This window comes from Psychrobacter sp. P2G3 (genome assembly GCF_001593285.1).
Taxonomy (GTDB): Bacteria; Pseudomonadota; Gammaproteobacteria; order Pseudomonadales; family Moraxellaceae; genus Psychrobacter.
On record NZ_CP012529.1, the window covers coordinates 576,236 to 602,847 of the forward strand.

At 42.5% G+C, this 26,612-nt stretch carries 20 protein-coding genes and 3 tRNA genes; 12 read left to right on the forward strand and 11 right to left on the reverse strand.

The features are described from left to right. Nucleotides 1–117 precede the first annotated feature (117 nt). Nucleotides 118–1,560 (reverse strand): FAD-binding oxidoreductase, encoded by a 1,443-nt coding sequence (locus AK823_RS02415; protein WP_068325917.1) that lies wholly within the window; start codon nucleotides 1,558–1,560, stop codon nucleotides 118–120. A 342-nt stretch (nucleotides 1,561–1,902) separates the two neighbouring features. Here AK823_RS02415 and serA point away from each other — a divergent pair, with 342 nt between their 5' ends. Beyond that, nucleotides 1,903–3,129, forward strand: a complete 1,227-nt coding sequence (gene serA, locus AK823_RS02420; RefSeq protein WP_068325921.1) for a phosphoglycerate dehydrogenase — start codon at nucleotides 1,903–1,905, stop codon at nucleotides 3,127–3,129. A gap of 97 nt (nucleotides 3,130–3,226) precedes the next feature. Here the strand turns inward: serA and AK823_RS02425 are convergent, their stop codons facing one another. After that, a complete protein-coding gene (locus AK823_RS02425; RefSeq protein ID WP_068038930.1) occupies nucleotides 3,227–4,225 on the reverse strand; it encodes a rhodanese-related sulfurtransferase in 999 nt (332 codons plus the stop codon). A gap of 307 nt (nucleotides 4,226–4,532) precedes the next feature. On the opposite strand from AK823_RS02425, the gene AK823_RS02430 reads away from it, so the two are divergent. Then, nucleotides 4,533–5,165 carry a peroxidase-related enzyme gene (locus tag AK823_RS02430; RefSeq protein ID WP_068325923.1) on the forward strand — a complete coding sequence of 211 codons (633 nt, stop codon included), beginning with the start codon at nucleotides 4,533–4,535 and terminating at the stop codon, nucleotides 5,163–5,165. A gap of 101 nt (nucleotides 5,166–5,266) precedes the next feature. Here the strand turns inward: AK823_RS02430 and AK823_RS02435 are convergent, their stop codons facing one another. From AK823_RS02435 to AK823_RS02445, 3 genes are all read right to left on the reverse strand, one after another. Beyond that, entirely contained in the window at nucleotides 5,267–5,848 is a 582-nt protein-coding gene (locus tag AK823_RS02435) for a tetratricopeptide repeat protein (RefSeq protein WP_068034439.1), read from the reverse strand. 409 nt (nucleotides 5,849–6,257) lie between these two features. After that, the gene (gene metW, locus AK823_RS02440) at nucleotides 6,258–6,875 is read right to left on the reverse strand and encodes a methionine biosynthesis protein MetW (protein WP_068034441.1); all 618 of its coding nucleotides are present in this window, start codon (nucleotides 6,873–6,875) and stop codon (nucleotides 6,258–6,260) included. Next, nucleotides 6,872–8,179: a homoserine O-acetyltransferase gene (locus tag AK823_RS02445; RefSeq protein WP_068038933.1), complete on the reverse strand. Its 1,308-nt coding sequence runs from the start codon at nucleotides 8,177–8,179 to the stop codon at nucleotides 6,872–6,874. The genes metW and AK823_RS02445 overlap by 4 nt, the downstream gene beginning before the upstream one ends. Before the next feature lie 563 nt (nucleotides 8,180–8,742). On the opposite strand from AK823_RS02445, the gene hemH reads away from it, so the two are divergent. After that, complete coding sequence (gene hemH / locus AK823_RS02450) at nucleotides 8,743–9,762, forward strand: ferrochelatase (protein WP_068325926.1); 1,020 nt, start codon at nucleotides 8,743–8,745, stop codon at nucleotides 9,760–9,762. 97 nt (nucleotides 9,763–9,859) lie between these two features. Here the strand turns inward: hemH and AK823_RS02455 are convergent, their stop codons facing one another. After that, complete coding sequence (locus tag AK823_RS02455; protein WP_068325929.1) at nucleotides 9,860–10,210, reverse strand: hypothetical protein; 351 nt, start codon at nucleotides 10,208–10,210, stop codon at nucleotides 9,860–9,862. 209 nt (nucleotides 10,211–10,419) lie between these two features. Here AK823_RS02455 and AK823_RS02460 point away from each other — a divergent pair, with 209 nt between their 5' ends. Further along, entirely contained in the window at nucleotides 10,420–11,661 is a 1,242-nt protein-coding gene (locus tag AK823_RS02460) for a right-handed parallel beta-helix repeat-containing protein (RefSeq protein ID WP_068325932.1), read from the forward strand. A gap of 82 nt (nucleotides 11,662–11,743) precedes the next feature. Here AK823_RS02460 and AK823_RS02465 read toward each other — a convergent pair whose 3' ends face one another. The 4 genes from AK823_RS02465 to AK823_RS02480 form a co-directional block, all read right to left on the reverse strand. Further along, the gene (locus AK823_RS02465) at nucleotides 11,744–12,532 is read right to left on the reverse strand and encodes an SDR family NAD(P)-dependent oxidoreductase (protein ID WP_068325934.1); all 789 of its coding nucleotides are present in this window, start codon (nucleotides 12,530–12,532) and stop codon (nucleotides 11,744–11,746) included. 202 nt (nucleotides 12,533–12,734) lie between these two features. Next, the gene (locus tag AK823_RS02470; RefSeq protein WP_068325937.1) at nucleotides 12,735–13,265 is read right to left on the reverse strand and encodes a hypothetical protein; all 531 of its coding nucleotides are present in this window, start codon (nucleotides 13,263–13,265) and stop codon (nucleotides 12,735–12,737) included. A 181-nt stretch (nucleotides 13,266–13,446) separates the two neighbouring features. Continuing rightward, complete coding sequence (polA, locus tag AK823_RS02475) at nucleotides 13,447–16,401, reverse strand: DNA polymerase I (RefSeq protein ID WP_068325943.1); 2,955 nt, start codon at nucleotides 16,399–16,401, stop codon at nucleotides 13,447–13,449. A 222-nt stretch (nucleotides 16,402–16,623) separates the two neighbouring features. Then, nucleotides 16,624–17,037 carry an organic hydroperoxide resistance protein gene (locus tag AK823_RS02480; protein WP_068325945.1) on the reverse strand — a complete coding sequence of 138 codons (414 nt, stop codon included), beginning with the start codon at nucleotides 17,035–17,037 and terminating at the stop codon, nucleotides 16,624–16,626. Between the two features lie 298 nt (nucleotides 17,038–17,335). Here AK823_RS02480 and AK823_RS02490 point away from each other — a divergent pair, with 298 nt between their 5' ends. Beyond that, nucleotides 17,336–18,253, forward strand: coding sequence for a hypothetical protein (locus AK823_RS02490; protein WP_068325948.1), 918 nt, complete (start codon nucleotides 17,336–17,338; stop codon nucleotides 18,251–18,253). Between the two features lie 243 nt (nucleotides 18,254–18,496). Here the strand turns inward: AK823_RS02490 and AK823_RS02495 are convergent, their stop codons facing one another. After that, nucleotides 18,497–19,846, reverse strand: coding sequence for a rhodanese-like domain-containing protein (locus AK823_RS02495; RefSeq protein ID WP_068325950.1), 1,350 nt, complete (start codon nucleotides 19,844–19,846; stop codon nucleotides 18,497–18,499). Between the two features lie 262 nt (nucleotides 19,847–20,108). On the opposite strand from AK823_RS02495, the gene AK823_RS02500 reads away from it, so the two are divergent. From AK823_RS02500 to AK823_RS02530, 7 genes are all read left to right on the forward strand, one after another. After that, nucleotides 20,109–21,731 carry a peptide chain release factor 3 gene (locus tag AK823_RS02500; RefSeq protein ID WP_068325952.1) on the forward strand — a complete coding sequence of 541 codons (1,623 nt, stop codon included), beginning with the start codon at nucleotides 20,109–20,111 and terminating at the stop codon, nucleotides 21,729–21,731. A 188-nt stretch (nucleotides 21,732–21,919) separates the two neighbouring features. After that, a complete protein-coding gene (locus AK823_RS02505) occupies nucleotides 21,920–22,774 on the forward strand; it encodes an RsiV family protein (protein ID WP_068325957.1) in 855 nt (284 codons plus the stop codon). An 89-nt stretch (nucleotides 22,775–22,863) separates the two neighbouring features. Then, nucleotides 22,864–24,135 carry an FHA domain-containing protein gene (locus AK823_RS02510; protein ID WP_068325961.1) on the forward strand — a complete coding sequence of 424 codons (1,272 nt, stop codon included), beginning with the start codon at nucleotides 22,864–22,866 and terminating at the stop codon, nucleotides 24,133–24,135. A 310-nt stretch (nucleotides 24,136–24,445) separates the two neighbouring features. Continuing rightward, nucleotides 24,446–25,942 carry an anthranilate synthase component I gene (trpE, locus tag AK823_RS02515; protein WP_068325963.1) on the forward strand — a complete coding sequence of 499 codons (1,497 nt, stop codon included), beginning with the start codon at nucleotides 24,446–24,448 and terminating at the stop codon, nucleotides 25,940–25,942. A 239-nt stretch (nucleotides 25,943–26,181) separates the two neighbouring features. Next, nucleotides 26,182–26,257: transfer RNA gene (locus AK823_RS02520), tRNA-Thr, on the forward strand. Between the two features lie 66 nt (nucleotides 26,258–26,323). Then, a tRNA-Tyr gene (locus tag AK823_RS02525) sits at nucleotides 26,324–26,407 on the forward strand. Nucleotides 26,408–26,521: 114 nt separating this feature from the next. Then, nucleotides 26,522–26,595 (forward strand) — tRNA-Gly (locus AK823_RS02530). Nucleotides 26,596–26,612: the final 17 nt, after the last annotated feature.

Here is a 26,612-nt window from a genome sequence, read left to right on the forward strand (position 1 = left end):
CATAGCTTACAAACATATAACTTACATATAAGTCATGCGGTTGCAGCTGAATGAAAATGACGCTAAGTAGTCTTACCTAGCGTCATTAATTTATGATACCAATTAAAAATTATCCATTCACATATCAAAAATCTTTCCACGATTCATAATATTGTTTGGATCAAATACTTTTTTGATTTGCCTTAAGTAATCAATTTCAGTCTCGCTGCGACTATAGTGTAGATAGGGCTTTTTAGTCATGCCGACACCATGTTCAGCGGATACTGAGCCACCGTATTTTTGCACTGTCTCAAACACGTATTTATTGACAATTTGACACTCGCTAAAGAAGTCATCCTTGCTCATATTTTCAGGCTTGAGAATATTTAAATGCAAATTGCCATCGCCGATATGACCGAACCAGCAAACTTCGAAATCAGGATAATTGCTGCTGACAATATGGTCAATCTCAGCGATAAAATCAGGCACATGGCTGATTAATACCGATACGTCATTCTTATATGGCGTAAATACTGAGATGGTCTCGGAGATATACTCGCGTAGTTTCCATAGCTCCTCAGCTTGCGCGATGCTTTGGCTCATGACGCCATCAACGACCCAGCCTTGTTCCATGCAATGCTCAAATATCGCCATGGCCTTATCCATAATTGGCTCATAAGGCGCTTCAAACTCAAGCAGCGTATAAAACTTGGTACGCGATTCAAACGGCTCTTGAACCTGACCATGCGCCATTAATTTGTCAACTGCCACATCGTCGAAGAATTCAAAAGCAGTCAAATCAATCTGTGCTTGAAAGGCAGACAGTACATTCATCACATCATTAAACGTGTCCATGCCAAGTACCATGACATTCAAGTCTTGCGGCAGACGCTCAAGCTTGATTTGTGCATGAGTGACTAAGCCTAGCGTGCCTTCACTACCAATAAACAGCTGGCGCAAGTCGTAACCAGTGGCGTTTTTGACCATACCACGATTCAATTGCAAGATATCGCCTTTACCCGTGACCACGGTTAAACCCATAATCCATTGACGGGTCATACCGTAACGAATCACTTTGATACCGCCAGCATTGGTGCCGATGTTACCGCCCATCTGACTTGAGCCTGCCGAAGCAAAGTCAACAGGGTAGTACAAGTCTTTGGACTCCGCGAATTGCTGTAGCTGCTGAGTGACCACGCCTGCTTCGATTTCTACTAGACGATCAGCAGGGTAGAATTGTCCGATATGATTCATCTTATCCATACTGACGACAATCTCGCCATTGGCAGCGACCGCGCCAGCAGATAAACCCGTACGACCGCCACTAGGTGTTAGTACCACATTGTGCTCATTAGCGAGTAGTACGACAGCTTGTACTTGTTCCGTCGTTTTTGGAAAGACAATAGCCGTGGGCGCGGGCGCAAAATGCTTGGTCCAGTCTTTACCCCAATGCTCTAAGCTTTCGCTATCGGTTTTAATTTGTGTATTATCGAAATTGTGCTCATTTACCAAGCTATGCAGAATGGTATCGAGCTTATCATTATCGGTAACAGTTGTAGTCTGAGTTGCAAATGGCGTCATGGTTGAGTCTCTGTATAAACATTAGCGCTACACCTAACGGCTTCTCTTAACCGAAAAATTTCAACTAAAGTTAGGGCTAATTAAAAGCAGCTTTAGATAAATAAGTTAGGACAAGGTAGGTAATATTATGAACGCTTAAAGGCTGTAAATAGTGAATAAAGCAGTTTAAACAATGTTTAGATAACAAAGCTCACTATAGCATAAAAAGTTTTCAGGCTTGATAAGCAATAATTCATCTAATCTGCTAACATCACCGTTAAATTTTGTGTAAGATAACCGGACTGTTTTCGTTTCATCTAGCATAGATTATTTTTAATAAGACAACCATAGGACAGTCCTCACATGGCATTATCATTACAAAAAGACAAAATCCGGTTTTTATTACTTGAAGGCTTGCACGAGAACGCCTTAAAGATTTTAGACAATGCTGGTTATAAAAACATTGAGTATCTTAGTCACGCCCTCGATCAAGATGAGCTGATTGAAAAAATCAAAGACGCGCATTTCATTGGTATTCGTTCGCGCACGCAGCTGACTCGTGAAGTTCTTGAGCACGCAGACAAGCTTATCGGTATTGGTTGCTTTTGTATCGGCACCAACCAAGTCGACCTTGAAGCGGCTCGCGAGCTCGGTATTCCAGTCTTTAACGCGCCATACTCTAACACTCGTTCGGTTGCAGAATTGGTATTAGCAGAAGCGATTATGCTATATCGTGGTATCCCTGAAAAGAATGCCACTGTCCATCGCGGCGGCTGGGGCAAGTCTGCTACCAATTCACATGAAGTACGTGGCAAAACAATCGGTATTGTCGGTTACGGCTCTATCGGCTCACAGCTATCTGTACTGGCTGAAAGCTTCGGTATGAAAGTTATCTATCATGATGTGGTTACTAAATTACCGTTAGGTAACGCCCATCAAGTAGATAGCTTAGAAGAGCTACTATCTACCGCTGATATCGTGACTTTGCATGTGCCAGATGAGCCAAGCACACGCTATATGATGAAAGCGGCGCAGTTCGCACAGATGAAAGAAGGCAGTTACTTTATCAATGCGGCACGCGGAACTTGCGTTGAGATTGATGATCTTGCTGCGGCACTTGAGTCGGGTAGAGTCTTGGGCGCTGCCATTGACGTATTCCCGAAAGAGCCAAAGTCTGCCGATGAAGAGTTTGAATCTCCATTGCGTAAATTCGATAATGTCATTTTAACTCCGCATATCGGTGGTTCAACGCAAGAAGCACAGGCCAATATCGGTTTAGAAGTAGCTGAGAAGTTCGTTAGATATTCTGATCAAGGCGATACTATCACGGCTGTGAACTTCCCAGAGGTTTCTATTCCCTTTAAAGAAGGCACCCATCGTTTGCTGCATATTCACAGAAACGTGCCAGGTGTACTGTCGCAAATTAACCGTCTATTTGCAGAAGCGCACATTAACATCTTAGCGCAAAGTCTAATGACTGAAGGCGACGTTGGTTACTTGATGATGGATGTTGATTATAATGATTCTAGTGCGGCTCTTGATCAGCTAAAAGACGTAGAAGAAACGATTCGCGTGCGGATTTTATTTTAGAGTTGATGCTTATCGTTTAACTTTACAATTAGCATAATAAAAAAGAGATGCCACTTGAGCATCTCTTTTTTTATTATCAATTTTACTAGTAGTGAATCTAGCCTAATTTAGCTTTGTTAGCAGCGTCCGCTTGACGGCGTGCCTCAGTTTTGGCTGCTTTACGTGTTTCCATAACTTCATTGACGTCGCTACCAATATGGGCTTCACCGCGTTTTTTCGCTAATTGCATTTGATGCTCACGCTCACGGAAGCGCGCTTTTTGCTCCTCAGTGGCTTTATTGATACAGTGCGGGCAAGACTCACCTTTGATATAGGCGACACTTTGCATGTCATCAGCAGTGATGGGCATACGGCAAGCAAAGCATTGTTCGTAATCACCTTTTTCTAAGTTATGATTGACCGAAACGCGATTATCAAATACGAAACAATCGCCCTCCCACATAGAATCGCTGGCAGGTACTTCTTCTAGATATTTTAGAATGCCACCTTCCAAGTGATAAACTTCTTCAAACCCTTGCTGACGCATAAAGGCCGTTGATTTTTCGCAGCGAATACCGCCAGTACAGAACATCGCCACTTTCTTATGTTTACTTGGGTCTAGCTCTTTTGCCACATACTCTGGAAACTCGCGAAAGGTTTCCGTGTTTGGATTTACAGCATTCTGAAAAGTACCGATTTGTACTTCATAATCGTTACGAGTATCGATTAGTAATACTTCAGGATCTGAGATGAGCGCATTCCATTCACTTGGTTTTACATAGCGCCCAACCGATTGCAATGGATCAATATCTTCAACACCCATCGTCACGATTTCTTTTTTTAATTTTACTTTAGTACGATAAAAGGGCTGGGCGTCAGTATAAGATTCTTTAAAAGTAAAGCTACCAATTGCCTCAATGCTACGCAGATAATCAAGGACATTATTGATGCTCTCTCGAGTACCAGAAATCGTACCGTTAATGCCCTCGCTTGCTAGCAGTAAAGTACCTTTTACATCGTTGTCGAGCATACTGTTTAAGATAGACTCACGGTACTGCTCAAAATCTGCAAAGCGCGTAAATTTATAGAGAGCTGCGACGACGATATTGTTGGTCACGCTATCGTATTCAGTCGCTTTTTTGCTCTCATTACTTACGTTATTTGGGGTAGTGCTCATACATATCTCCTGCTGGCTAGGTCGCAAACCTAGTGCAATAAGTTAAATTTAAGTTTTGGTGTGTTATAACACTGGCACAATTGTGGAATTGGACAATGCGGGCTTAGTGTAGCAAATTTAGAGTGGGTTTTGAATATTTTATAAAGGTGAGCAGGATAAATTAAGGGTCTTTTTGACTACTTATTACTCATCTATAAAGGTAGACTAATCACCTACAGCAATCAAATAATGTCAATGGAGATGACACATGAGCGAACCATCTATCAACACACCTATCAATCCAACTACTAACGCTTCCGCTAGCACACCCATCAGCCGATACCCTGTACCGTCATTAGATAGCCTGCCTGATGATATTCTTGCACGTATTCTAGCGGTGCAAGAAAAAGCCAAATTTATTCCCAATGTATTTTTAGCGCTAGCATACCGCCCAGCAGAGTTCAGAGCTTTTTTTGCTTATTATGATGCAGTTATGGAGCGGGAGAGTAGTACGCTAAGCCCAGCCGAAAAGGAGATGATCATTGTCGCTACTAGTGCTGCCAATGGATGCCAATATTGTGTCATCGCCCATGGTGCGCTACTGCGTGTGTTCTCTAAAGAACCGCTGCTGGCAGACCAGATAGCAGTCAATTATTTACATGCGCCTATCAGCCCTCGACAAAAAGAAATGCTAGCATTTTCGATAAAACTCTGTCGCACACCAGAGCTTGTTCAAGAATCAGATTATGTAGCACTCATGGAATATGGCTATGATGACGAGGATATTTTAGACATTAGTGGTATTACTGCATTCTTTGGCTTGTCTAATAAAATGGCGATTGTAATGAATATGCAGTCCAATGCAGAGTTCTACACCATGGCTCGCGCACCGAGGGAATAAGAGTTATCTAAGACAGTTAATTTAATCATTCATCCTTATACAAACACAAAAAATCCAGCTCAAAGGCTGGATTTTTTATTATTAGCTTATTTATCTAAAGCTTACTTACTTTGGAACCAACGATCTGCTTGGCTACGAGCGCTAGCGATGTCTGAGCTTGATAAGTTCAATGCCAACTGACCGATTTTACCACGAGCTTTGTTACGGACTTTTTCATCTAACATGCCGTCACGGGCAGCAAGGTCATACCATTTATAGGCATCAACTAGATTTTTTTGCTTCTCATCTAACAACGCAAGTGTATAGCTAGCACGGTTATCACCACGCATTGCTGCTTTTTCTAACCAACCACGTGCTTGCTGCAAGTTTGGCTTTACACCTTCACCGCGTAGATACATGATAGCGAGATTAAGCTGGGCAGGGGCAACACCTTGTTCTGCAGCGCGCGTGTACCACTGTACTGCTTGCTTAGTGTTCTGAGCGATACCTTCGCCTTTTTGTAGACGCTTAGCGAGATAAAACTGTGCATGATCGTTACCCTGTGAGGCACGAGCTGACAGCTCACTAACAGGCATAAGCTCAAAACGTGACGTATCAAGTGGCACGTTTGAGATTAAATCAGCGTTCGCCATACCAGCACAAGAGAATAAAGCAGTAAACAAGGCGGCTTTTAATAATTTCATAGCAGCTCCAAAATTAGGCAGTTGATAAGCAATGGATAAAGTTTGCCGCCAAAACTCAAAAGATTAGGCGGCGCTATCATAGACATTACACTTTGCAGTATGAACTTACCTAGTTATTAGCAGAGTTATATTAACTATAAATCAGTAGCAGACCTATAAATATAAGTCGCTGTGTTTACGCTAAATCAACAGATAAGTAATTGTAATGGGGGTGTCATCGACACTATTTTGCTAGCTTACCACCCAAAGTTACGAAACTCAAATACTAATTACTCGTTTTAACGTCCTTTTGGGCTTTATAGTATGTAACAAAATCATACGGTTATTAAGCCGTATGAAAGAGTATACAGAAAAATAACGCTTAGTCAGCTAGTAGTTAGCTCAGTTATAAAAGGTTAAGTTTATGATTTTAACTAGATTTATGTTTGGTTACACGATAGATAGCAACATCTGCCAATAGGTTAGGTGCTTGTCTGATTAATGCTGTCATCAATGGCGAATGACCTTTATCAGAGTCACTGACTGCAAAACGACTGATAATATGAATATCATGCTTTGCACACAGTTGCTCAAAATCTTTGAACGTACACAGATGAATGTTGGGAGTGTTGTACCACTCGTAAGGCAATGCTTCTGAAACTGGCATCAGACCTTTTAACCCCAAATGAAGGCGGTTTTGCCAATGGGCAAAGTTAGGGAAGGTGATGACTGCCTCACGAGCAACCCGAAGCATATCTAGCAGGAGCACATCAGGCGCTTTGACGGCTTGTAGCGCTCGTGCCATGACTACGGTATCGAAGCTATTATCAGCAAAGCGACCTAGACCATCGTTAAGGTCTTGCTCGATAATGGACAAGCCCTTACCAATAGCATCATTAATCTTATCTTCGTCAATCTCAAGTCCATAGCCAGTTACGCCACGTTTTTGTTGCAAATGTGCGAGTAGCTCGCCATTGCCACAGCCTAAATCTAGCACGTGTGACTGCGGGGCAATCCAGCGTTCGGCCAGCTGATGATCCATTCTCATGAGCGTTCTCCTTTGGCTGTCAGGCTCTTAGCAATAAACGGCGCGGTTAAAAATCCTCTAACAGCGCCCATATAGCGTGGAATATCGAATAAAAATGAATCATGACCATGTGGTGCGTCAACATTGATATAGCTGACCGGCTTACCCGTAGCCATTAAGGCATTGACTATCTCTTGCGAGCGCTCTGGTGCAAAGCGCCAATCAGTAGTAAAAGACACCACTAGATACTGGCACTGCGTATGGGCGAATGCTGCCTTAAGCGCGGTAAGTTCTTGATGGTTTCCATGCTCGTTACCATCGTGAGTCACTAAATTATCTTCAAGCTCACTTTCACTAGTATTGACTGACGCGGCGATTGAGTCTTCAATTTGTATTGACGGATCTGTGTTATCAGCTGCTTGTGTTGATGGATAATCGCGCGTCGGGTCAAAGTAATCTAAGGCTTTAGTCATTAGCAGATAAGTATTGGCATCGAAGTTTTCGCTAAAACGTTCACCTTGATAACGTAGATAGCTCTCGACTTGGAACTCAACGTCATAGCCATACATGAATTTGCCAGATTTTAAATCACGACCGAACTTTGCTTTCATTGCATCTTCGGTCAAATAAGTAATATGACCAACCATGCGCGCAAGGATAAGACCGCGACGAGGATATGTGCCTGCTTGTATGTAGCGTCCGTCTTTAAAATCAGGATCAGACAAAATAGACTGACGAGCGACTTCATTAAAGGCAATATTCTGGGCGGAAAGCTTTGGAGTGCTGGCGATAACCACGCAACGTTTAAGTCGATTTGGATAATCAACTGACCATTGCAACGCTTGCATACCGCCCATTGATCCGCCAACAATGGCATGCCAGACGTTAATGCCTAAGCGATCTGAAAGCATGGCTTGAGTCTTTACCCAGTCTTTAATTGTGACAAGAGGAAAGTCAGGGCCATAAACTTGTGATTCACTATCATCAGCTTTTTTTACGGTGTCAGGATTAATCGTCGTTGGACCGGTAGAACCAAAGCAACTACCAATATTATTGACGCATACCACATAAAATTGATTGGTATCGATAGCTTTATTAGGGCCAATCATATTGTCCCACCAGCCAGATTTTTTGTCATCAGCACTATGGAATCCTGCCGCATGATGACTGCCTGATAGGGCATGGCAGATCAGAATGGCATTTGATTTATCACTATTAAGCGTGCCATAGGTTTCTATCATTAAGTCAAACGAGGGCAGCGTACGGTTGCACTCCAAGGTCAATGGCTCAGCGAAATGGAAGTTTTGGGGCGTGACGATTCCCACTGAGCCAACTGCATTGGGCTCATCTGTGGGGGACTGGTCACTGGTATTATCAGGGTGTGCGTTCAAAGCTACCTCGCAAGACAACAATCATCAATGAAATAAAAGCAATATGCCGACAGAATAATTTGCCTATACTGTTTTTTTGAAATGGGCTCGCCTATTGTATGGCGATGCGCGTATGAGTACAACCTTCGAGCGCAGTCTTTATTTTAAGCGCGTATCAAGTCAGGTATTGAAGCACGTGTCAAATTGTATAACGGTTGCCTTTACCATGCGTTTTCCTCTTATAAAATGCTACACTAAAGGCGAACATTAGCAGCTATTTTAAACCTTATAATAGCTCGGTCATGAAATTTTCTGCTTGCTAGCTGTGTATCTATCTAACATATAGTTAATACACTTTAAAAGTGACATAGCGCTACTGGGATGAATTTTGCGCAGCCTCTGGGAACGCAGCACGCAAGTAAAATTTATACCAGTAGCGCGTCTACATCTATAGCAGTTTTATTTTTAATTGACTATATACTCTCTAGTGACTTAATAACTAAATAAATAATGCCCCTATGAAACCTAAACTGCCCCCACGTATTGCCGTCCTCTTAGTCAACCTTGGTACACCTGATGAGCCGACTGCGCCTGCCGTCCGTCGCTATCTCAAACAGTTTTTATCAGACCCACGAGTGATTGAAATCCCTAAATTTTTATGGGCGATTATTCTAAACTTGTTTGTATTGCCAAGTCGTCCTAAACGGGTAGCAAAGGCTTATGCTAGTATTTGGGAAGGCGACTCGCCCATTCGTAAAATTCTAAAGAGTCAGGTTGAGCTGTTAGAGCCGCGCTTGGCCGATAGTGTTGCACCGTTTCGAGTTTCTGTGCATCCTGCGATGAGCTATGGTAATCCTGGACTGCCGGATGTAATGGACACTTTACGTAGTGAAGGCGTTGATCATTTCGTCATCTTGCCACTATTCCCGCAGTATTCTGCCTCTTCTGGCGGTGCGGTATATGATGCGCTAACGAAGTGGACGTTAAAGCAACGCAACTTGCCCAACTATACGATCGTAAAGGACTACTTTGCTCATCCGCTTTATATTCAAGCATTAGCAGATTCTATTCGCCGTTTTCAAGCAGAGCATGGCAAACCTGAAAAATTAATGTTTAGCTTCCACGGTATTCCGCAGCCCTATGCTGATAAAGGTGATCCGTATCCGAAGCGCTGTAAATGTACCGCCGCCCAAGTCGCACATGCGCTCGGTCTGCAAGATGACGAGTGGATTATCAGTTTCCAGTCGCGCTTTGGTAAGCAAGAGTGGGTCAAGCCTTATACCGATGTGGTGCTAGAGGATTGGGGTAAGTCTGGCGTACGTTCGGTACAAGTCATCAGCCCTGCGTTCTCCGCCGATTGTTTAGAGACGCTAGAAGAGTTGGCTATTGAAAACCGTGAAAACTTCCTGCATGCAGGCGGGCAAGAGTATCATTATATTCCAGCGTTGAACTTAGATGAGGCGCATATTGATTTGCTTGAAGCGCTAAGTGCGCCATTGGTCAAAGGTTGGGCGGGAACTTTGGATGGCTGGGCTTAATTAATTAAATTTTTAAATCATAAAAAATACCGAACATTATGTCCGGTATTTTTTTGTCTAAATTATTTTTCTACTTCCTTATCATTGAACGACTGGCTTAAAAATCATCATCATTGGTACGTTCAGCAGCGTCTTTATCAGCGATATCGATGATATCAGGATAGTCGTTGTCATCTAAATTGCCTTCAACCAACAACTCATCCACTTGAGCTTCATCGACGTTTTGACGATGCATTGGTGTAAGTCCTTGGGTTGCGCCACTACCTGCTTGCGAATTGTCGAACCCTGCGCTATTGTCAATCACATCGTTGTTCTCAATAGTGTGTAACATGGGATTATCTAAATCGACCAGTTGATTGTCCTGATTATCTAGACTGTCATCATCATTACGGATGTTGCCGTCAATATGATCCATCTCTTCTGGTAGTGGGGTTTTTGAATTATTCATCATCAAATCCTTATTATTATTGGTAATGATTGTTTATCAAGAATTGTTTATCAGGATCAGTTTGACGTGTTATGACGAATACGACTAGTAGTAAGGTGTCACAGGATGTTCAAAAAATGTAAGACGATTAGTAAAACAGGAAAAACGTGATGGTATTAAACAGTAGGTTGTTTGTTAAATTATCATTGATAGGTGCCATAGTAGGATTAATGTCAGGTTTGACGGCTTGTGAACGTTTGCCCTTTGCTAGTACCAATGCCAGTTCTGATAAGGCTCATTCAAAACAGTCGCTAATGATTGACGCTAAGCTACCGAAAGCCACGACCATTATTGATTGCGAACAGTTGACGCCTAAGCAAATAGTAAAAGTACAAGGACACAGCACCCTTAGCTCAAGCTGTGATTTGACGGAACAGTCGATACGCTTTGAGTTGAACGATTCATATAGCTCACTCGACTGTCAGGGAGCAAGACTTAGTACGATGGCTGATGACCAATCAACGGCAAGTGCAATTACGATTAAACCTAAGACGGATAGTGCTATCGAAGATATTGCCGTGGCTAATTGTCATGTGGATGGCTATGGTCATGCGCTACATATTCGTCAATATAGCCAACCAAATCAGCGCTACGTACGAGGCTTTATCGATCCTGCTGCCAATCGGGCACTCGCTCCAAGAAATATTCGCGTAGTTAATGTTACTAGTCGCAACAGTATTAACAGTGGTATGTTCGTCGGCGATCATGTACATGGCATTACTTTTGATAAAGTACGCATTCAAAACGCAGGAACCGTTGGGTTATATCTCGAATTTGGTAGTCGCGATAATGTGATTAAAAACTCTGTCTTTATCGGTAATGGCTTTCGCACTTTTAAGCCTAATCGAGAGGCGATAGCGGTGGATTCTTCAAGCAATAATCTTATTGAGAATAATCAATTCATCCATAATGGCGCAGGTAGTATATTGCTGTATCGCAATTGTTTTGAGCATGCTGCCGATCCGACGCGGGGCAATCATTTTAAGCGTACCGAATCCAGCCGTGACAATATTATTCGCCATAATATCTTTCAAGATGAACCAGTCGGTGTTTGGGTCGCATCAAGGCAGTCGCGCAATTTAAAAGGTTTTGCATGTGGTGCTTATTTGGTTAAGCAAACGCCCTTTGCCAGCTATCACTTAGACAGCGCTAAAGACAATCAGATTATCAGTAATCGTTTTGAACAAGTAGAGCAGGGTATTATTGTCGAGGATGATGGGACGCTTATTAGTGGCAATCAATTTGCCATTGACGTTAATTTGCCTATTAATATTGGTTCTGAAATTCGCGAAGAAAGTGCAGCAGGGGCGATAAAAGGTACGCTTATTAAAGACAATACTTTCACCGATAAAACCATCGAGCAAGCCATTAAAATTCGAGACGCAAGCAAAACGGCCACCGAAATTCGGTAGCTGTCAGAATTTTTTATAATCTATAATCTTTTTATATCTCGAAGTAATTATAAGGTTCGTTTAAGGCGATTAGTTTAAAAACCTACTTCGCACCAACTTTTGTATTTACCCAGCGAATCACAGAATCAGGGGTTACTTGTGCCAGTTTCTGAAAGACTTTCGCTGGCAAGCCAACGGCATAGTGCGTACCTTTTATCTTACGATTGGGGCTGGTAGTCAATTTGCACAACGTTTTCGCTACGTCATTCACGGTCAAATGAATACCTAAACGATCAATACTCGTCACCTCGATGTCTTTTGTCATATCGGACTTTACCCATAGCGGCATGACATCGATGACTTTGATACCGAGCTTTCGGTATTCGATATTAAGGCCTTCGGTGAGACCGCGGACAAAAAACTTACTAGCCGAATACGTAGCAACTTCAGGCTGACCATAAATAGCAGACGCTGAAGATACATTGACGATTTTACCATTTTTGCTATCAGCCAAATAAGGGGCAAGCTTATGACAGCCAATGAGCACGCCTTTACAGTTGACATCAATCAAAGCCAGTTGCTCATCCAAATCCGTCGTTGGCAATGCGCCGCTGACCAGCACGCCAGCATTATTAATCAACGCATCGATACTACCAAAGTTATCAATCATTTGAGTGATAGCATCTTCCCACATATCTGGCTGGGCGACATCAAGCTGACCAGTTACGATGCGCTTTTGTTTGATAGCCTTTTTGAAGGCTTTGTCTTTGGTAGCTTGTTCAAGCGTTGTAGTATTAGTCGCAAATAGCCCAACGCTATGACCTTTTGCTGCCAGCTTTTTGGCAGTGGCCAGACCGATACCACGCGATGCACCAGTAATAAGTATATTCATAATGAGTGACTTAATAGTTATCAATAACGAGTAAATCGAGGTACAACGTCAGGTGGCAATATTCAGCTATACCTATAATGCGGACATGAACAAAGTCAAAACCCTTGTTAACACCGCTATCGTCCCTCGTGCTTACATTTAGTATAACAAATTAATAAACAAAGTTAATCGTTAAGGTAAATACTACTGTTAACTATACTTGTTATCGCGTTGCAGCCTCTAGATCTAGGTTTTTTGCTGTCTGAGTTTCAAAATCAGCTAACTTAAATTTCCATAAATAAATCAACGCAATGCCATAAATAGCGGTCTCTGCTGATTCTTCAATTATCCCACCAAAGGCATAAGGGAATACAATCGCGTTCTCCCCCATGTACTGTATTATCGCTAATACGGCGACGATGACATATATTGATACGTCAACATCTTTTAATACTGCCCAGAGATAACGCCATGAATAGGTGAGCAATCCAACAATAAGGATATAAACGATTGTCAGTACGCTATCTTCCCACCAATCATAAGAATGACTGAGAAGAGAAAAATCGCTTGGAATGAATAATTCTGGTAAGTAGTTCAACTCGCGACGAATCACCGCAAAAAACACGAGCACTGATGCTAGCCAAAAATAACGACTTTGTTTGCTATGACTCTGCATTACATACTGCGCGCAACGTACTAAACACACTATTATAAGGATAATACCGGGGACTTCGATGATGCCATCTGTAGCCAAAATAAGGGGCTCCTAGTTTTGCAAGAAATAAAAAAGTGAACCCAAAGGCTCACTTTTAAACTGTAAATTATCTCATTAGGACTGGATAATTTAATGTGCATTTATTATAACGCTAATTTTACTATCACGTCATCATCCAATTTTACTAATCAGTCAGAGAGCATTTTTTAATATGGCCAAGCTAATGCGCCTCATCCCAATTCTTACCACTATCCGTCTCAACCAATAACGGCACAGCAAAGTCTACATGCCAGCCTTTTTCAACAGCGGTAGCCGTTAACACATCCTGCATGGCATCAGTGATGAGATGGCTGATTTCATCGACCTTATTGCTGTCCACTTCAAATACTAATTCATCATGGACTTGTAGCAGCATTTTCGCCTGCTCTTTAGGTAGTACTTTATCGACGGCAATCATGGCCAGTTTGATTAGGTCAGCAGCTGATCCTTGTAGTGGCGCGTTAATTGCCGCACGTTCAGCACCTTGTTTGACCATGCGATTGCTATGGGTGATATCAGGTGTATAGAGCTTACGGCCTAATATAGTCTCGACATAGCCTTTGTCATGGGCGCTGGCACGAGTGTTGATCATATAATCTTTGACGCCTGGGTAACGCTCAAAGTACATATCGATGTAATCTTGCGCTTCACCGCGGCTCATCTGTAGTTGCTTGGCAAGTCCAAAGGCACTCATGCCATAGAGCAGACCAAAGTTAATGGCTTTAGCATTACGACGCTCGGTCGGGGTGACATCAGCGACATCTTTTCCTAACACTTCAGCAGCAGTAGCCGCATGAATATCTAGCCCTTCGTTAAAGGCGTGAGTCAGGTTTTTATCGCCTGAGAAATGCGCCATAAGACGTAGCTCAATTTGCGAGTAATCCGCTGCTAAAATAACGCGACCTTGTGGCGCAATAAAGGCTTGGCGAATCAGGCGACCAGTGGCGGTACGAATTGGAATATTCTGTAAGTTAGGATCAGTAGATGATAAACGTCCGGTACTGGTCAATGCTTGATGATAGCTGGTATGCACGCGATCAGTCTCAGAATCAGCGACATTATCAAGCGCATCGGTATAAGTGCTTTTAAGCTTAGACAGCCCGCGATATTCAAGTACAATTTCCACTAGTGGGTGATCGATTTTTGACAATACCGCTTCACCAGTCGAGTATTGCCCTGACTTGGTTTTTTTACCACCAATGACGCCAAGCTTATCAAACAGCATCTCACCAAGCTGCTTTGGTGAGCCTAAATTGAATTCTTCACCAGCGACCTCATAAGCGCGTTTTTCTAGGGCGATGATTTCTTCATCAAAACGTTTGGATAACTCATTTAGGAATGAACGTTTGATTAAAATACCGTTTGCTTCCATGTGGCAGAGTATTTCGGCGGTTGGAATTTCTAATTCGTGTAGCAATTTAGCGTTATTTTCGTCATCAGCCAATGTCTTACTGAATAAATCAAATAGCTGATAAGTAATATCGGCATCTTCACAAGCATAGTCACTGGCAATATCGATAGCTACTTGATCAAAGGTGACTTGTTTAGCACCTTTACCAGCGACATCCTCGAAACTGATAGTCTGTGTTTGTAGATAATGTCGCGCTAGATCATCCATACCGTGACGAGTAATGGCGGCATTGATGACATAGCTGGCAAGCATAGTATCCATCGCCCAGTTATTAGGGCTGGCATGAATAGCGCCTACTAAATCAATATCGTAATGACTGAGGATATGGGCATCATATTTTAGATGTTGACCGATTTTGCCAATTTTTGGGTTTTCCAAAATAGGTTTAAGTTTTGCTAATACTGTGTCGCGATCAAGTTGCTTTGTAGTCAGCTCATCACCTTCTAAACTATGCGTGAGCGGAACATAATAAGCTTCATGCGCTTTTACCGCAAAAGACAAGCCAACCAATTCCGCCTGACGCCAATAGACACTGGTGGTTTCGGTATCGATAACGAAATGCGGCGCAGACTCTAATAATTTAACTAAGCTGTTAAAAGCGGGTTCGTCTAAAATCGTATGCCATGCTCTATCATGGCTTTTACTGTCGGTGACATTATCAATGGTGTTTGATTGAAGAGATTTAGCGATTTGCGCTTGTGACTCAGCATCCGCCTGACTATTGGCGACACTTTGCGAGCCGTTGGCTGGATGATTGGGATGATCAAGTGAGGCCAGCTCATTTCTAAACTCAAGCTCATTGTACAATGCCCTTAGCTCATCAATGTGAGCACAAGGATCAGTATTGATTTTTAAATCTTGCCAGTCTTGGCCAATTTCTAAATCGGTAACGATAGTTGCCAGCTGCGCATTCATCGGAATATCATCGGCATATTCGACCAGATTTTTGCCAGCGCGTCCTTTGATATCGGCGACGTTTGTTAGCATATTGTCGATAGTGCCATATTCATTAAGCAAGTCTTTGGCAGTCTTTTTACCGATACCCGGTACGCCTTTGATGCCGTCAGACGAATCGCCCATGAGGGTCAGAAAGTCAATCATCTGCTTAGGATTAATACCGAATTTTTCGACCACGCCTGCGCTATCAGTAATCTTCCCTGTAAAGCTGTCTTCTAATATCACACAGTCATTAATCAGCTGCATCATGTCTTTATCACCAGTCGAGATGACCACATGATGGCCTTCAGCAACGGCACGATAGGCAAGCGTACCGATGATATCATCAGCTTCTGCGCCTTCGATACGGAGTAGAGGAAGCCCTAGTGCCGTCACCAAACGATGAATGTAAGGAATCTGCTCAGCCAGCTCAATATCCATTTTTGGACGGTTGGCTTTGTATTCTTCTGACATCGCGTGACGAAAGGTCGGCGATTTGGTATCAAAGCAGACTGCCATATGGGTTGGGTGATAGCGACGCATTAATTTCAATAGCGCATTTAACGTCCCACGTATGGCGTTGGTGATTAAGCCTTGAGAGTTTTGCATGGTTTTTGGCAAGGCATGGTAAGTGCGAAATAGATAGTAAGAGCCATCGACCAAAATAAAGGGCGGCTGGTCTTTATTTACGTGGTTGGTATCCATCGTCGCCACATTTGGCATGGAGGCAAAGTTTGGTAGCGTATTGGGATTAATAGGCGAGTGGGAATTGTGATCGTTGTCGGTCATAGAAAGTCACTTATCAAATATTGGGCAGCAAGCATTGGGTAAAAAGATGCACTCATTATAACGATAAAAACCCTTCTTGCCGAATTGATGACGAACTAATAAATTGATGGCTAACTAATAAACAGTCACGATGTGTACGAGCCAAAACAATGGTCAATAAAAAAAGAACCCAGACCAGCTGAGTTCTTTTTTATATTTGATGACACTGTGGTAGTTGAGTGCTTATTTTACTTCTGAAGTAACTTCAACATCGATGTTACCACGTGTCGCTTTTGAGTACGGGCAGACTTGATGAGCCTTTTCGACGAGTTTTTGGAACTCATCAGCAGATAAATCTGTATTTTCACCAGTCACATGAATTTTTGCGGCTAACTTGAAATCAGGACCTTCACCTTTCAGTAAGTCTACTGCTATCTCGGTGGTTGAATCAAACTTGGCCTTTTCCATCTGCTTGACGACACCTAAAGCGCCATCAAAGCAAGCGCTATAACCCATGGCAAACAACTGCTCTGGATTATGGCCTTCATTACCTGAGCCTGGCTGCACCATTTTGATAATCAGATCACTATCACTTAGCGAAGCTGTGCCTTCACGGCCACCAGTAGCAGTAGCTTTAGTAGAATTTAGAGTTTTCATAACACATCCTTTGTTGTCAGTTTTTATAGTAAATTCATTTTGTTAGCCATATAACTTGACCAGCATAACAAATTTTTAACGTAACTCTATATAGCGGTAGTAAACCTATGCTATCAATTTGTAAGCAAGTCTTATAGGTTAGTAAATTTAAGTACATGCTTGATGTACACGCTCCAGCAGTATTGATGTAAGCTAGGAATATAATATAAATATTTAAAGGTATGCTACGAGCGTCAGGAAAAACCATAGCTCAATACCTTTACTATTAAACCATCTTCACTAATAAGGACACTCTGCGATGAAAAAAGTAAATAAACGACTACTTGCTCCGCTTACCATCTCCTTATTGGCTATCACTCTCGCTGGCTGCAACGATGAAGATAATGGTATTTTTGGTTCAGGTAATAGCAACGAGTTTACGATAACGAGCTTCGATAGTAGTTATGATAATCAAGCGAACGCTAATGCTGTTGCGCGCATCGATGAGACCTATCGCACTGGTGAGCGTGAGATTAAAGTTAGGAATATTGTTAATAACTACCGTAACCTAGGCATCAATGATTTAGACAAAACAGTATTGGCAGATAACTTTGAAGGTAGGCTTGAAAATAAAAATATTGAAGTAAATAGGCGTACGATTAAGCGTCCTGTTTATGAAAACAATAGTAATAATAAATTTGATTATGAAACCACTTACCAGGCTCTTGATTTATCGGGGGTTACAGCCGATAGCTACAACGATGGCAATACGCTAACTAATAGTAATGGTATTCGTACTGATTTGAATAATTATCCTAGGATTGCAACCGATGCCAGCTTCCCAGTTGGGTCAGTTTGCTATATCCCTGTAACGACTAGCGAGCGGTTATTCTTAGCCTTTAATGCAAAAAATGAAACCATCTATCAAACGCTTGACGATTGGATTGAGGCGACGGAAGAGCGTTTTAATGATAATCGCAAATTCAGTACTACTAAATTTAGAGTAGGATCAGGCAATGATGAAAGAGCGGCTAAAGTAGAGTTTTTTGAAGCTAGAAATCAGCCTGCGTATTTGTATAGTGGTGTTGATTATAAAGGAGATATTTACGAAGTGGACTATGTGACTAAAGGTACGACTAATCCTAATACAGACAGTCGTCGCGGGGTTGTTGATTGCACATTGGTCAATGACGTAGCTGGCGATTTCTTAGCAGAGCAAATCGAACGCTATTATTAAAAAATCTAAAAAGTAGTTCTAACATAAGTTTTTCTAGGACGTGTTATCAATAAATTATATGAGCCAGATTACGGATTATTCGTCTGAGATAAATAATCCGTCAGTGCTATTTAAGAAATTATTGCCATCGCCCAAGTATCAGCTAAGCCTAAGGCAATAATTAATTTAAACGCGACTATTCAAAAATTTGCTAACTAAAAGAAGGCATTCGCTTCGAGAAGAAAAATAATCGCGTTTAAGATATCAGTCATGCGCGGCTTTCCATGCCCCCATTGAACCTAGATAAATATCAAGCTTGTCGAAACCTCGACTCGTTAGCCATCCTGCCGCTACCGTCGCTCGCGCGCCACTGGCACACATCAATGTATAACGATGGTTTTTATCGAGTTCGTGCCAACGTTCATTAAGCTCACCGACATAGATATGCTGTGACCCTTTAATCGCGGTGGTCGCTCGTTCGTCAGCGTCACGGACGTCGAGCAGTGTCCAGTTTTCAGCGTTATGAAGGCGATCTTCAACCTCAGTTGTGCCGATCATAGGCGTTTGTTGCATCTTCTGACCTTGCGCGGCAGCAGGGACCACACCGACATAACATCCTATAACATTATCAAAAGCTATTCTCACCAGATGTTCCATAGCAGTAGCAAGCTGCTCTTCATTAGATGCAATCAGTGCTAAGCTTTCTCCCTCTCCGATGAACCATCCGGCAAAGGCGGAAATCATGCCCACAGGTAGACTCATAGCGCCGGACAGGTGACCGGAAGCATATGCCATTGGCTCACGAATATCGATTAAATGATCAGCGTCACAGCTATTGAGTTGTTGGAGCGAAATATTGCGTGGTCGAATAACCAACGGAGGCGCATCGCCACCCTCCATATTGAGTCGTTCCATTAGTCTGAAATACGGCGGCTGGTAGTGATTTTCGTTAATCTTGAATTGTATAAAGGCGTCGCGGTCTGTGATTTGTAAACGTGGGTTATTTAATCTTTCGTGACCGATAGTAGAAAATTCGCGCTCTGCCATGCCTGATCCGCAGACTGATCCAGCACCGTGGGCAGGGTAAATAATAGCCTGATCGCCTAACGCTAAGATCTTTTGTAGCGAATCATAAAGCAGGCCTGCGACTTCTTCGCGTCGATCAGGGTAGAAATCAGTACGCCCAACATCACCAACGAATAGCGCGTCACCAGTAAAAACTCCAACGGCCTTTTTTGGGTAAGCGGTATCGAATAGCGCATAAGCGAGATGGTCATCAGTGTGGCCGGGCGTTTCTAGTACATAGATTTCAAGCTGGCCAATGGTGAAGCAATCACCATCACGTACTGTCTGGGCATAGACGATGGGCTGTTCGGGATTCAGTCCATGTAATACAGTCGCACCTGTCATATCTGCTAAAATTGGCGCGCCAGAAACTAAATCTTCGTTGCGATGGGTTTCAAAAATATGGGTAACCTCAAGCCCTGCTGCGCGCGCTTTTTCTACGTAAATTGCGCAGTCGCGACGCGGGTCAATCACTATAGCTTTCCCGCCTGACCCGACTAGATAAGATAAATGCGCAAGTCCGGGTGTCTTAATCTTTTCGAGCAGCATAGCCATCTCCTTACTAGATAGTTATCAAGAGTACATACTTTTAATATCAAAGCTTAATATTAGAAAAGGGTATCAAGTAAGTATTATGATTGCTGTACTATCTTATATATTATGAGTATGCATATTGTTTCAAGACACCAGTAAACGCCAGTAAAAATAGCATTTTAGGCGTAAATCCGCTACAATACGCCCACTAAAATCCTTCATACCTACTGTTATATCCTGCTATTTCCTTCCAAAATTTAACGATAAGTTATCCATTATGAGCGCAGATTCTAAACTCCCAGCAACCAAGCTATCTCCAGCTAAGCTTGCCCGCGAAGTTGCTAAACGCCGCACCTTTGCTATTATTTCGCATCCGGATGCTGGTAAGACCACCATGACCGAAAAGCTCTTGCTATGGGGTCAAGCGATTCAGGTTGTAGGCGAAGTTAAAGGCCGAAAAACTGATCGCCATGCTACCTCAGATTGGATGAGTATGGAGCAAGAGCGTGGTATCTCAATTACCACATCAGTCATGCAGTTCCCGTATCAAGACCATGTGGTCAACCTGCTCGATACCCCGGGTCACGCCGACTTTAGTGAAGATACCTATCGTACCTTGACCGCAGTGGATAGCGCGCTGATGATGGTTGATGGTGCTAAAGGTGTTGAAGAACGTACCATCAAGTTGATGGAAGTGTGCCGGATGCGTGATACGCCGATTATCTCATTTGTCAATAAGCTGGATCGTCAGATTCGTGAACCGCTTGAGCTGCTTAGCGAGATTGAGACTGTCCTTAAGATTAAATGTATTCCGCTAACTTGGCCCATTGGTATGGGACAGGATTTTATTGGTGTCTACCATTTAACTGAAAACAAAACTTATTTTTATCAAAAGGGTCACGGCGGTGATATGACCGTCGCTGAAACTCGCGAAGGCTATGATTATCCTGATATCCGTGAGCGTTTGGGTAAGCTAATGTTTGACTCTTTTGAAGAGTCGCTTGAGCTGGTACAAATGGCGCTGGAAGATTTTAGTGTAGAAGCGTTTTTAGCTGGCGAGATGACACCAGTATTGTTTGGTACCGCATTGGGCAACTTTGGTGTCAATATGGTGCTGGATACGCTTGTGAAGTATTCCCCGCCCCCTAAAGCTCATCCTACCAATGAGCGCGAAGTCTCCGCTACTGAGCCTGATTTTACTGGTTTTGTCTTTAAGATTCAGGCAAATATGGATCCGCGTCACCGTGACCGTATTGCATTCTTACGTGTCTGTTCAGGTAAGTACGAGAAAGGCATGAAGATGAAGCACGTGCGTCTGGGTAAAGAGGTACGCATTGCCGATGCTCTGACTTTCCTCGCGGGTGACCGTGAAGCGTTAGAAGAAGCCTACCCAGGTGACATTATCGGTTTGCATAACCATGGTACTATCTCAATTGGCGATAGCTTTACCGAAGGTGAAGTGCTGAACTTTACCGGCATTCCACATTTTGCCCCTGAGCTTTTCCGCCGTGTGGTGCTCAAAGATCCACTCAAATCTAAAGCCTTACAAAAGGGTTTGCAGCAGTTAAGCGAAGAGGGCGCAACACAGGTCTTTATGCCGCAGATTAATAACGATTTAATCTTGGGCGCAGTGGGTGTGCTCCAGTTTGAAGTAGTCGCACATCGTCTAAAAGAAGAGTACAAAGTACAATGTGTTTTTGAGCCGGTATCTATCGCAACGGTACGCTGGATTCATTGTGATGATGAGGTAGCATTGGCTAAATTTAAACGCAAAGCTCATGACCAATTATCATTAGATGGTGGTGGTTATTTAACTTATCTTGCACCATCACGTGTCAACTTGCAGCTGATGCAGGATCGCTATCCAGAAGTGACATTCAGTAGTACACGCGAGCATTAAAATTAATTATTTAATCATACATATTTTTAGTAAGAGACACGCCAGCCGTGTCTTTTTTCGTTTAGGTGTTTTATTTAAAATAAAGAAATACTGCTAAAAATCTAACGGCTAAAACAGTGTTCCTACAATAACCAATGATGATTACGGTAGAATATCTGTAAATGTCGTCTATTAATTAAAGAGGATATATGTCAAAAGCTACTCGGACTCATACCATAAAGCGTCTAAAAACTAAGCGCAGAGCCATTATAAATGGTGGTCTACAGTCGCTTACGGTTTTTGGTAGTGCTATCCTGTTGAGTGCAATTATCCTACCTGCCAATGCCTCTACCCTCATCAGTACGACAGACTATCTCGATTATAATTTGCCTAAAAGTTTACAAGAGCGCTGTATTGAGCGTGAAAATTGTCCAAAGATTGAGGTCAAATATCTTAAAACCAATCACGCTTGGATAAACGATATTGTCAATGCACGTATTAATAATTTAGTCGTCAACAGCAAACCGTTTGAGTCAGCACCTATCAAATCTAAAAGCAATCAAGCAGATGTTAAAGCGGCCATTGACGACTTTACTGCCTCACAATTTGCTGATTTACCTGAGGACAGTGCGTTTGTTTATAACTTGATGATCACGCCTGAATACTTGGGTCATGTAAATAATTTTGAGTTGTTTGAGATAAGCTCTTATGTCTTTATGGGTGGCGCTCACGGCATGCCTTTTAGTGAATATCTCATATTTGATCAAAGTAGCAAAAAGCAGATACAGCTAGCAAATATGTTGCAGAAAGGCAAAGAATCGCGTTTTGAAGCGTTAGCGTATGATGCTTATAAAAAGTGGATTAGCACGGTCGCTGATGACGTTGATAGCTATGAGAAAAGCTGGCCATTCACCTTAAGTGATAACGTAACATTGACTGATAAAGGCATCGATATTCGTTACCAGCATTACTCTATCGGCCCATATGCTTACGGTATGCCAGTGCTTAGTATTCCATATAGCAAGCTTGATAATATTATCAAACCTCATTTCATTCTAAAATAAGATGGCAATAATTAATCAGTTATAGCATGACTAAATAAGCGGTATTATCTAACAGTTTTAACAAAATTTTTATAATAAGGAGTAGCAAAATGACAAGCAACTTAGATGAGAATAATGTGTCAAAGACAGAAGCAGAAGCAGTTACTTGGCAGCTTAATGCGCTAACAGAAGCGCTTGGTGATTTAACGTTAACCGTTAATGATAGCTTATCTATCGGACGTGGGAATGATAATGATGTAGTGCTAGGAAGCAAGTCAGTATCACGCAACCATGCGTTACTTAGTGTCTTAAACGGTGATTTATATATTAAGGATTTGGACTCATCGAACGGTACCTTTATCAATGATAAACGTATTGAAGGGAATAAATCCACGCATCTTAATTCTAATGATACTGTTGGTTTTGCTAGCTTTGTTTTTAAAGTTGCCGCTCCAATGGAAGCCGAAACGGATTCAGCCCCAGTGGCTAAACCAGTAATTGGTACGCAAGCTGACGTTACGTCATCTGATGCTGAAGTAGCTAATACGGACGAACAAGAAAAAGAAGCCCCTTCTGTGGTCGTTACACCTACAGAACAGCCAGCAGTGCTGGAGTCAGCTCAGGTTGACGCTCAGGATACAACTAAGACGCTTGATGAGTCAGTAATAGATGCGGATTCGGTTGTTTCTTCACCAGTAGTCTCTCCCGTAGCGCCCGCTACCGAAGAAAATACGGTTGTAGACAGCGTGGATAGCACAAAGATGGATAGCGTAAAGACCGAAAGGGTATTGAACGAGAAGGTGGACGAGCCAGTAGTCAAAGAGACGATAGTTGCAGAAGTGCTGTCATCTGCGGACAGTGAGACAGCAGAGACGCCAGCTGCACCGATAGCAGAACCTGCTTCTCAACCAACTTCAGCGCCAAGTACGGCAGCAGAAAAGGAGACAGTGATGTCTAATGATAAGTCTCAAGAGACGCTAAACAATGAGCCACTAAACAATGAGCCACTAAACAATGAGCCACTAAACAATGAGCTTACAGCCAACGAGTCTGTAGCGACGAAGCAGCCAGTAGCTCATCAAGAGCCAGAAGTCGCTCCAGAGCATGACAAGACGACCAAAACAACACTCCAAGAAGAAGCTGATCCAGATGTACTACGTGCCAAACAAGCGGCAACTGCACAGTTCTCTGGGACTGCTAATCTAGGACAGGCTCGTGATCTGGGTACTGAAGGCAACAATGCGATGGATCAAGCTATCGATAATCCTGCCAATGCAGGATATGTAGAGAAAAAACCTAGTGGTAGCTGGTTTATTTGGGTATTTATCGTCATTCTTATTATCGGAATCGCTTTGTGGTTATTTAATATGGGCGGTGTTTGATAATTCGTTCAACACGTCCTAGTATTGGCAGTTTATTTAAGCAATAATCGTTTAGCTTATTTGTCTTACTATTCGCCTTTTTGAGAGGTTCTACGATAGAGGTACGAACTGTTCAGTAATCCTAAACCATACTAACGTTAGCCAGTTTTGTTATACTGGCTAGCCAAGTTTTGATTAAGTTTGGTCTGTCTCCAATTTCTTACTAGTTCAGGCTTTATTCATCGTAATATTAAGCTTGTACTGTGATTCTATTACTCCTGTTTTTACTACTTTTATCTTTTGCCAAATTTGTGCTAAGAGACTGTTTACTATGATGACCTTTGAAGAATATGATGCCTTTAAGACACAGGGATATAGCCATGCGCCCCTTGTCAAAAAACGTTTAATGGATGCACAAACCCCTGTCTCTGTGTTTTCTAAAGTACGTGATTTAAGCGGTTCAGCTTATCTATTCGAGTCTGTGGTAGGCGGTGAGCGTTGGGCACGATATTCGATGATTGGTTTGGGTAGTGACTTAATTTTGCAGTATACGGATGGTTATATGACCATCAAAAAAGATGACAAAATCGATATCGATGCGGTTGATGATCCATTTGATTATATTCGCAAGCTTATGGCGCAATATAAAATGCCAACGGTAGATGAGGTAAAAGCGTTACCGAGTTTCAGCGGTGGGTTAGTGGGCTATTTCGGTTATGACATGGTACGAGTCATTGAGCCGAGCGTTGGATTATCGGATGCGCCGAACCCAATGTCGCTACCTGATATGTGGCTGATGCTATCGATGAGTGTGATTGTCTTTGATAATCTTGAAAATACCTTGTCAATTATTGTTTATGCCGATTGTAATAATGAGGATGGCTATGGCGCTGCCATTCGTGAGCTTGAAAAGATCGAAGACAAGCTCGCTGAAATGCCCAACTTAAGCGCGCCAATTATGCCTACACCAAGGTTCAAATCACAGACCGGTCAAGAAAAATACTGCGCTGACGTCAATAAAATAAAAGACTATATATTGGAAGGGGACGTGATGCAGGTTGTTCCTGCGCAGCGTTTAACTGCAGATTACACTGGTGATTCACTAGCTGTATATCGGGCATTGCGCTTCTTAAACCCATCACCTTATTTATTCTTAGTGCACGGCTATACGCTTGATGATCATAAGCGCTTTGATATCATCGGCGCATCTCCTGAAATCTTATCACGTATCGAAAATGGCACAGTAACTGTCCGTCCGCTGGCAGGCACACGCAAACGTGGTCAAGATGAAGCAGAAGACTTGGCACTTGAAAAAGAGCTGCTTTCTGATAAAAAAGAAATCGCTGAGCATTTGATGTTGATTGATCTTGGACGTAATGATATTGGCCGTGTTTGTGAATATGGTAGTGTTAAAGTCACCGAAAAAATGTTTATCGAGCGCTATTCACAAGTGATGCATATTGCCTCTAACGTCGAAGGCAAGATATTGCCTGATAAAGATGCGCTTGATGTTTTTTGTGCCACTTTCCCAGCAGGCACGCTATCAGGTGCGCCCAAAATTCGTGCTATGCAAATCATTGACGAGGTTGAGCCAGTCCGCCGTACTGTATTTGGTGGTTCGGTCGGTTATCTAGGCTGGCACGGAAATATGGATACTGCTATTGCTATTCGTACCGCAGTAATGCGCCGCGGTAAAATACATATCCAAGCAGGGGCTGGAGTAGTTGCTGACTCAATGCCAGAGGCAGAGTGGGACGAAACTAACAAAAAGGCCTTGGCACTGGTCAAAGCAGTAAAAATGGCCTGTGATGGATTGCGCATTCGCTAGAGGCTGTTGTTATTAAATAGTGTTTGTTCAGTACTATTTGCTAGGTGCTATTTACTCAATACCTAGCAAAGTAGAGTAGGGAGATATAGTAAGTGCAATAAACAGCATTTTTTTGTATAAAAAAACTCTAGTACAATCAAGTGCTTGAAGTTTTTTATCAAAATAAGCGTAAAAAAAACGAAAAAGAGCTTGCGTCTGTCAAAATATTTGATAGAATAGCCACCACTTTGAGAGAACAAGCCGACTTAGCTCAGTTGGTAGAGCAACTGACTTGTAATCAGTAGGTCGCCAGTTCGATCCCGGCAGTCGGCACCATCTCTTTCAAAGTAGCTTTTTATGAATTTGCTTTAAATTAAAGTGATTTTGTTCAAAGCAACCTAAGGTGGGATTGGGGAGCGGTCAAACCCAACAGACTGTAAATCTGTCGCGAAAGCTTCGAAGGTTCGAATCCTTCTCCCACCACCATATTTTCTTAAGTTTGTCATAACGCCAAGCATACTCGCTATACATAATTACTCTTTATATTTATACTATTATTCTGTATTTATACTATAAGAGTTACTTTGCATAAGAGTTATTGCGGGTGTGGTATAATGGTAACACCTTAGCCTTCCAAGCTAATGACGCGGGTTCGATTCCCGCCACCCGCTCCATATATGTGGCATCGATT

Excerpts from the sequence above, each read along its gene's own strand:
- AK823_RS02415 (WP_068325917.1), bottom strand. The coding sequence starts at position 1,560 with ATGACGCCATTTGCAACTCAGACTACAACTGTTACCGATAATGATAAG.
- serA (WP_068325921.1), top strand. The coding sequence starts at position 1,903 with ATGGCATTATCATTACAAAAAGACAAAATCCGGTTTTTATTACTTGAA.
- AK823_RS02430 (WP_068325923.1), top strand. The coding sequence starts at position 4,533 with ATGAGCGAACCATCTATCAACACACCTATCAATCCAACTACTAACGCT.
- AK823_RS02435 (WP_068034439.1), bottom strand. The coding sequence starts at position 5,848 with ATGAAATTATTAAAAGCCGCCTTGTTTACTGCTTTATTCTCTTGTGCT.
- metW (WP_068034441.1), bottom strand. The coding sequence starts at position 6,875 with ATGAGAATGGATCATCAGCTGGCCGAACGCTGGATTGCCCCGCAGTCA.
- hemH (WP_068325926.1), top strand. The coding sequence starts at position 8,743 with ATGAAACCTAAACTGCCCCCACGTATTGCCGTCCTCTTAGTCAACCTT.
- AK823_RS02455 (WP_068325929.1), bottom strand. The coding sequence starts at position 10,210 with ATGAATAATTCAAAAACCCCACTACCAGAAGAGATGGATCATATTGAC.
- AK823_RS02460 (WP_068325932.1), top strand. The coding sequence starts at position 10,420 with ATGTCAGGTTTGACGGCTTGTGAACGTTTGCCCTTTGCTAGTACCAAT.
- AK823_RS02465 (WP_068325934.1), bottom strand. The coding sequence starts at position 12,532 with ATGAATATACTTATTACTGGTGCATCGCGTGGTATCGGTCTGGCCACT.
- polA (WP_068325943.1), bottom strand. The coding sequence starts at position 16,401 with ATGACCGACAACGATCACAATTCCCACTCGCCTATTAATCCCAATACG.
- AK823_RS02480 (WP_068325945.1), bottom strand. The coding sequence starts at position 17,037 with ATGAAAACTCTAAATTCTACTAAAGCTACTGCTACTGGTGGCCGTGAA.
- AK823_RS02490 (WP_068325948.1), top strand. The coding sequence starts at position 17,336 with ATGAAAAAAGTAAATAAACGACTACTTGCTCCGCTTACCATCTCCTTA.
- AK823_RS02495 (WP_068325950.1), bottom strand. The coding sequence starts at position 19,846 with ATGCTGCTCGAAAAGATTAAGACACCCGGACTTGCGCATTTATCTTAT.
- AK823_RS02500 (WP_068325952.1), top strand. The coding sequence starts at position 20,109 with ATGAGCGCAGATTCTAAACTCCCAGCAACCAAGCTATCTCCAGCTAAG.
- AK823_RS02505 (WP_068325957.1), top strand. The coding sequence starts at position 21,920 with ATGTCAAAAGCTACTCGGACTCATACCATAAAGCGTCTAAAAACTAAG.
- AK823_RS02510 (WP_068325961.1), top strand. The coding sequence starts at position 22,864 with ATGACAAGCAACTTAGATGAGAATAATGTGTCAAAGACAGAAGCAGAA.
- trpE (WP_068325963.1), top strand. The coding sequence starts at position 24,446 with ATGATGACCTTTGAAGAATATGATGCCTTTAAGACACAGGGATATAGC.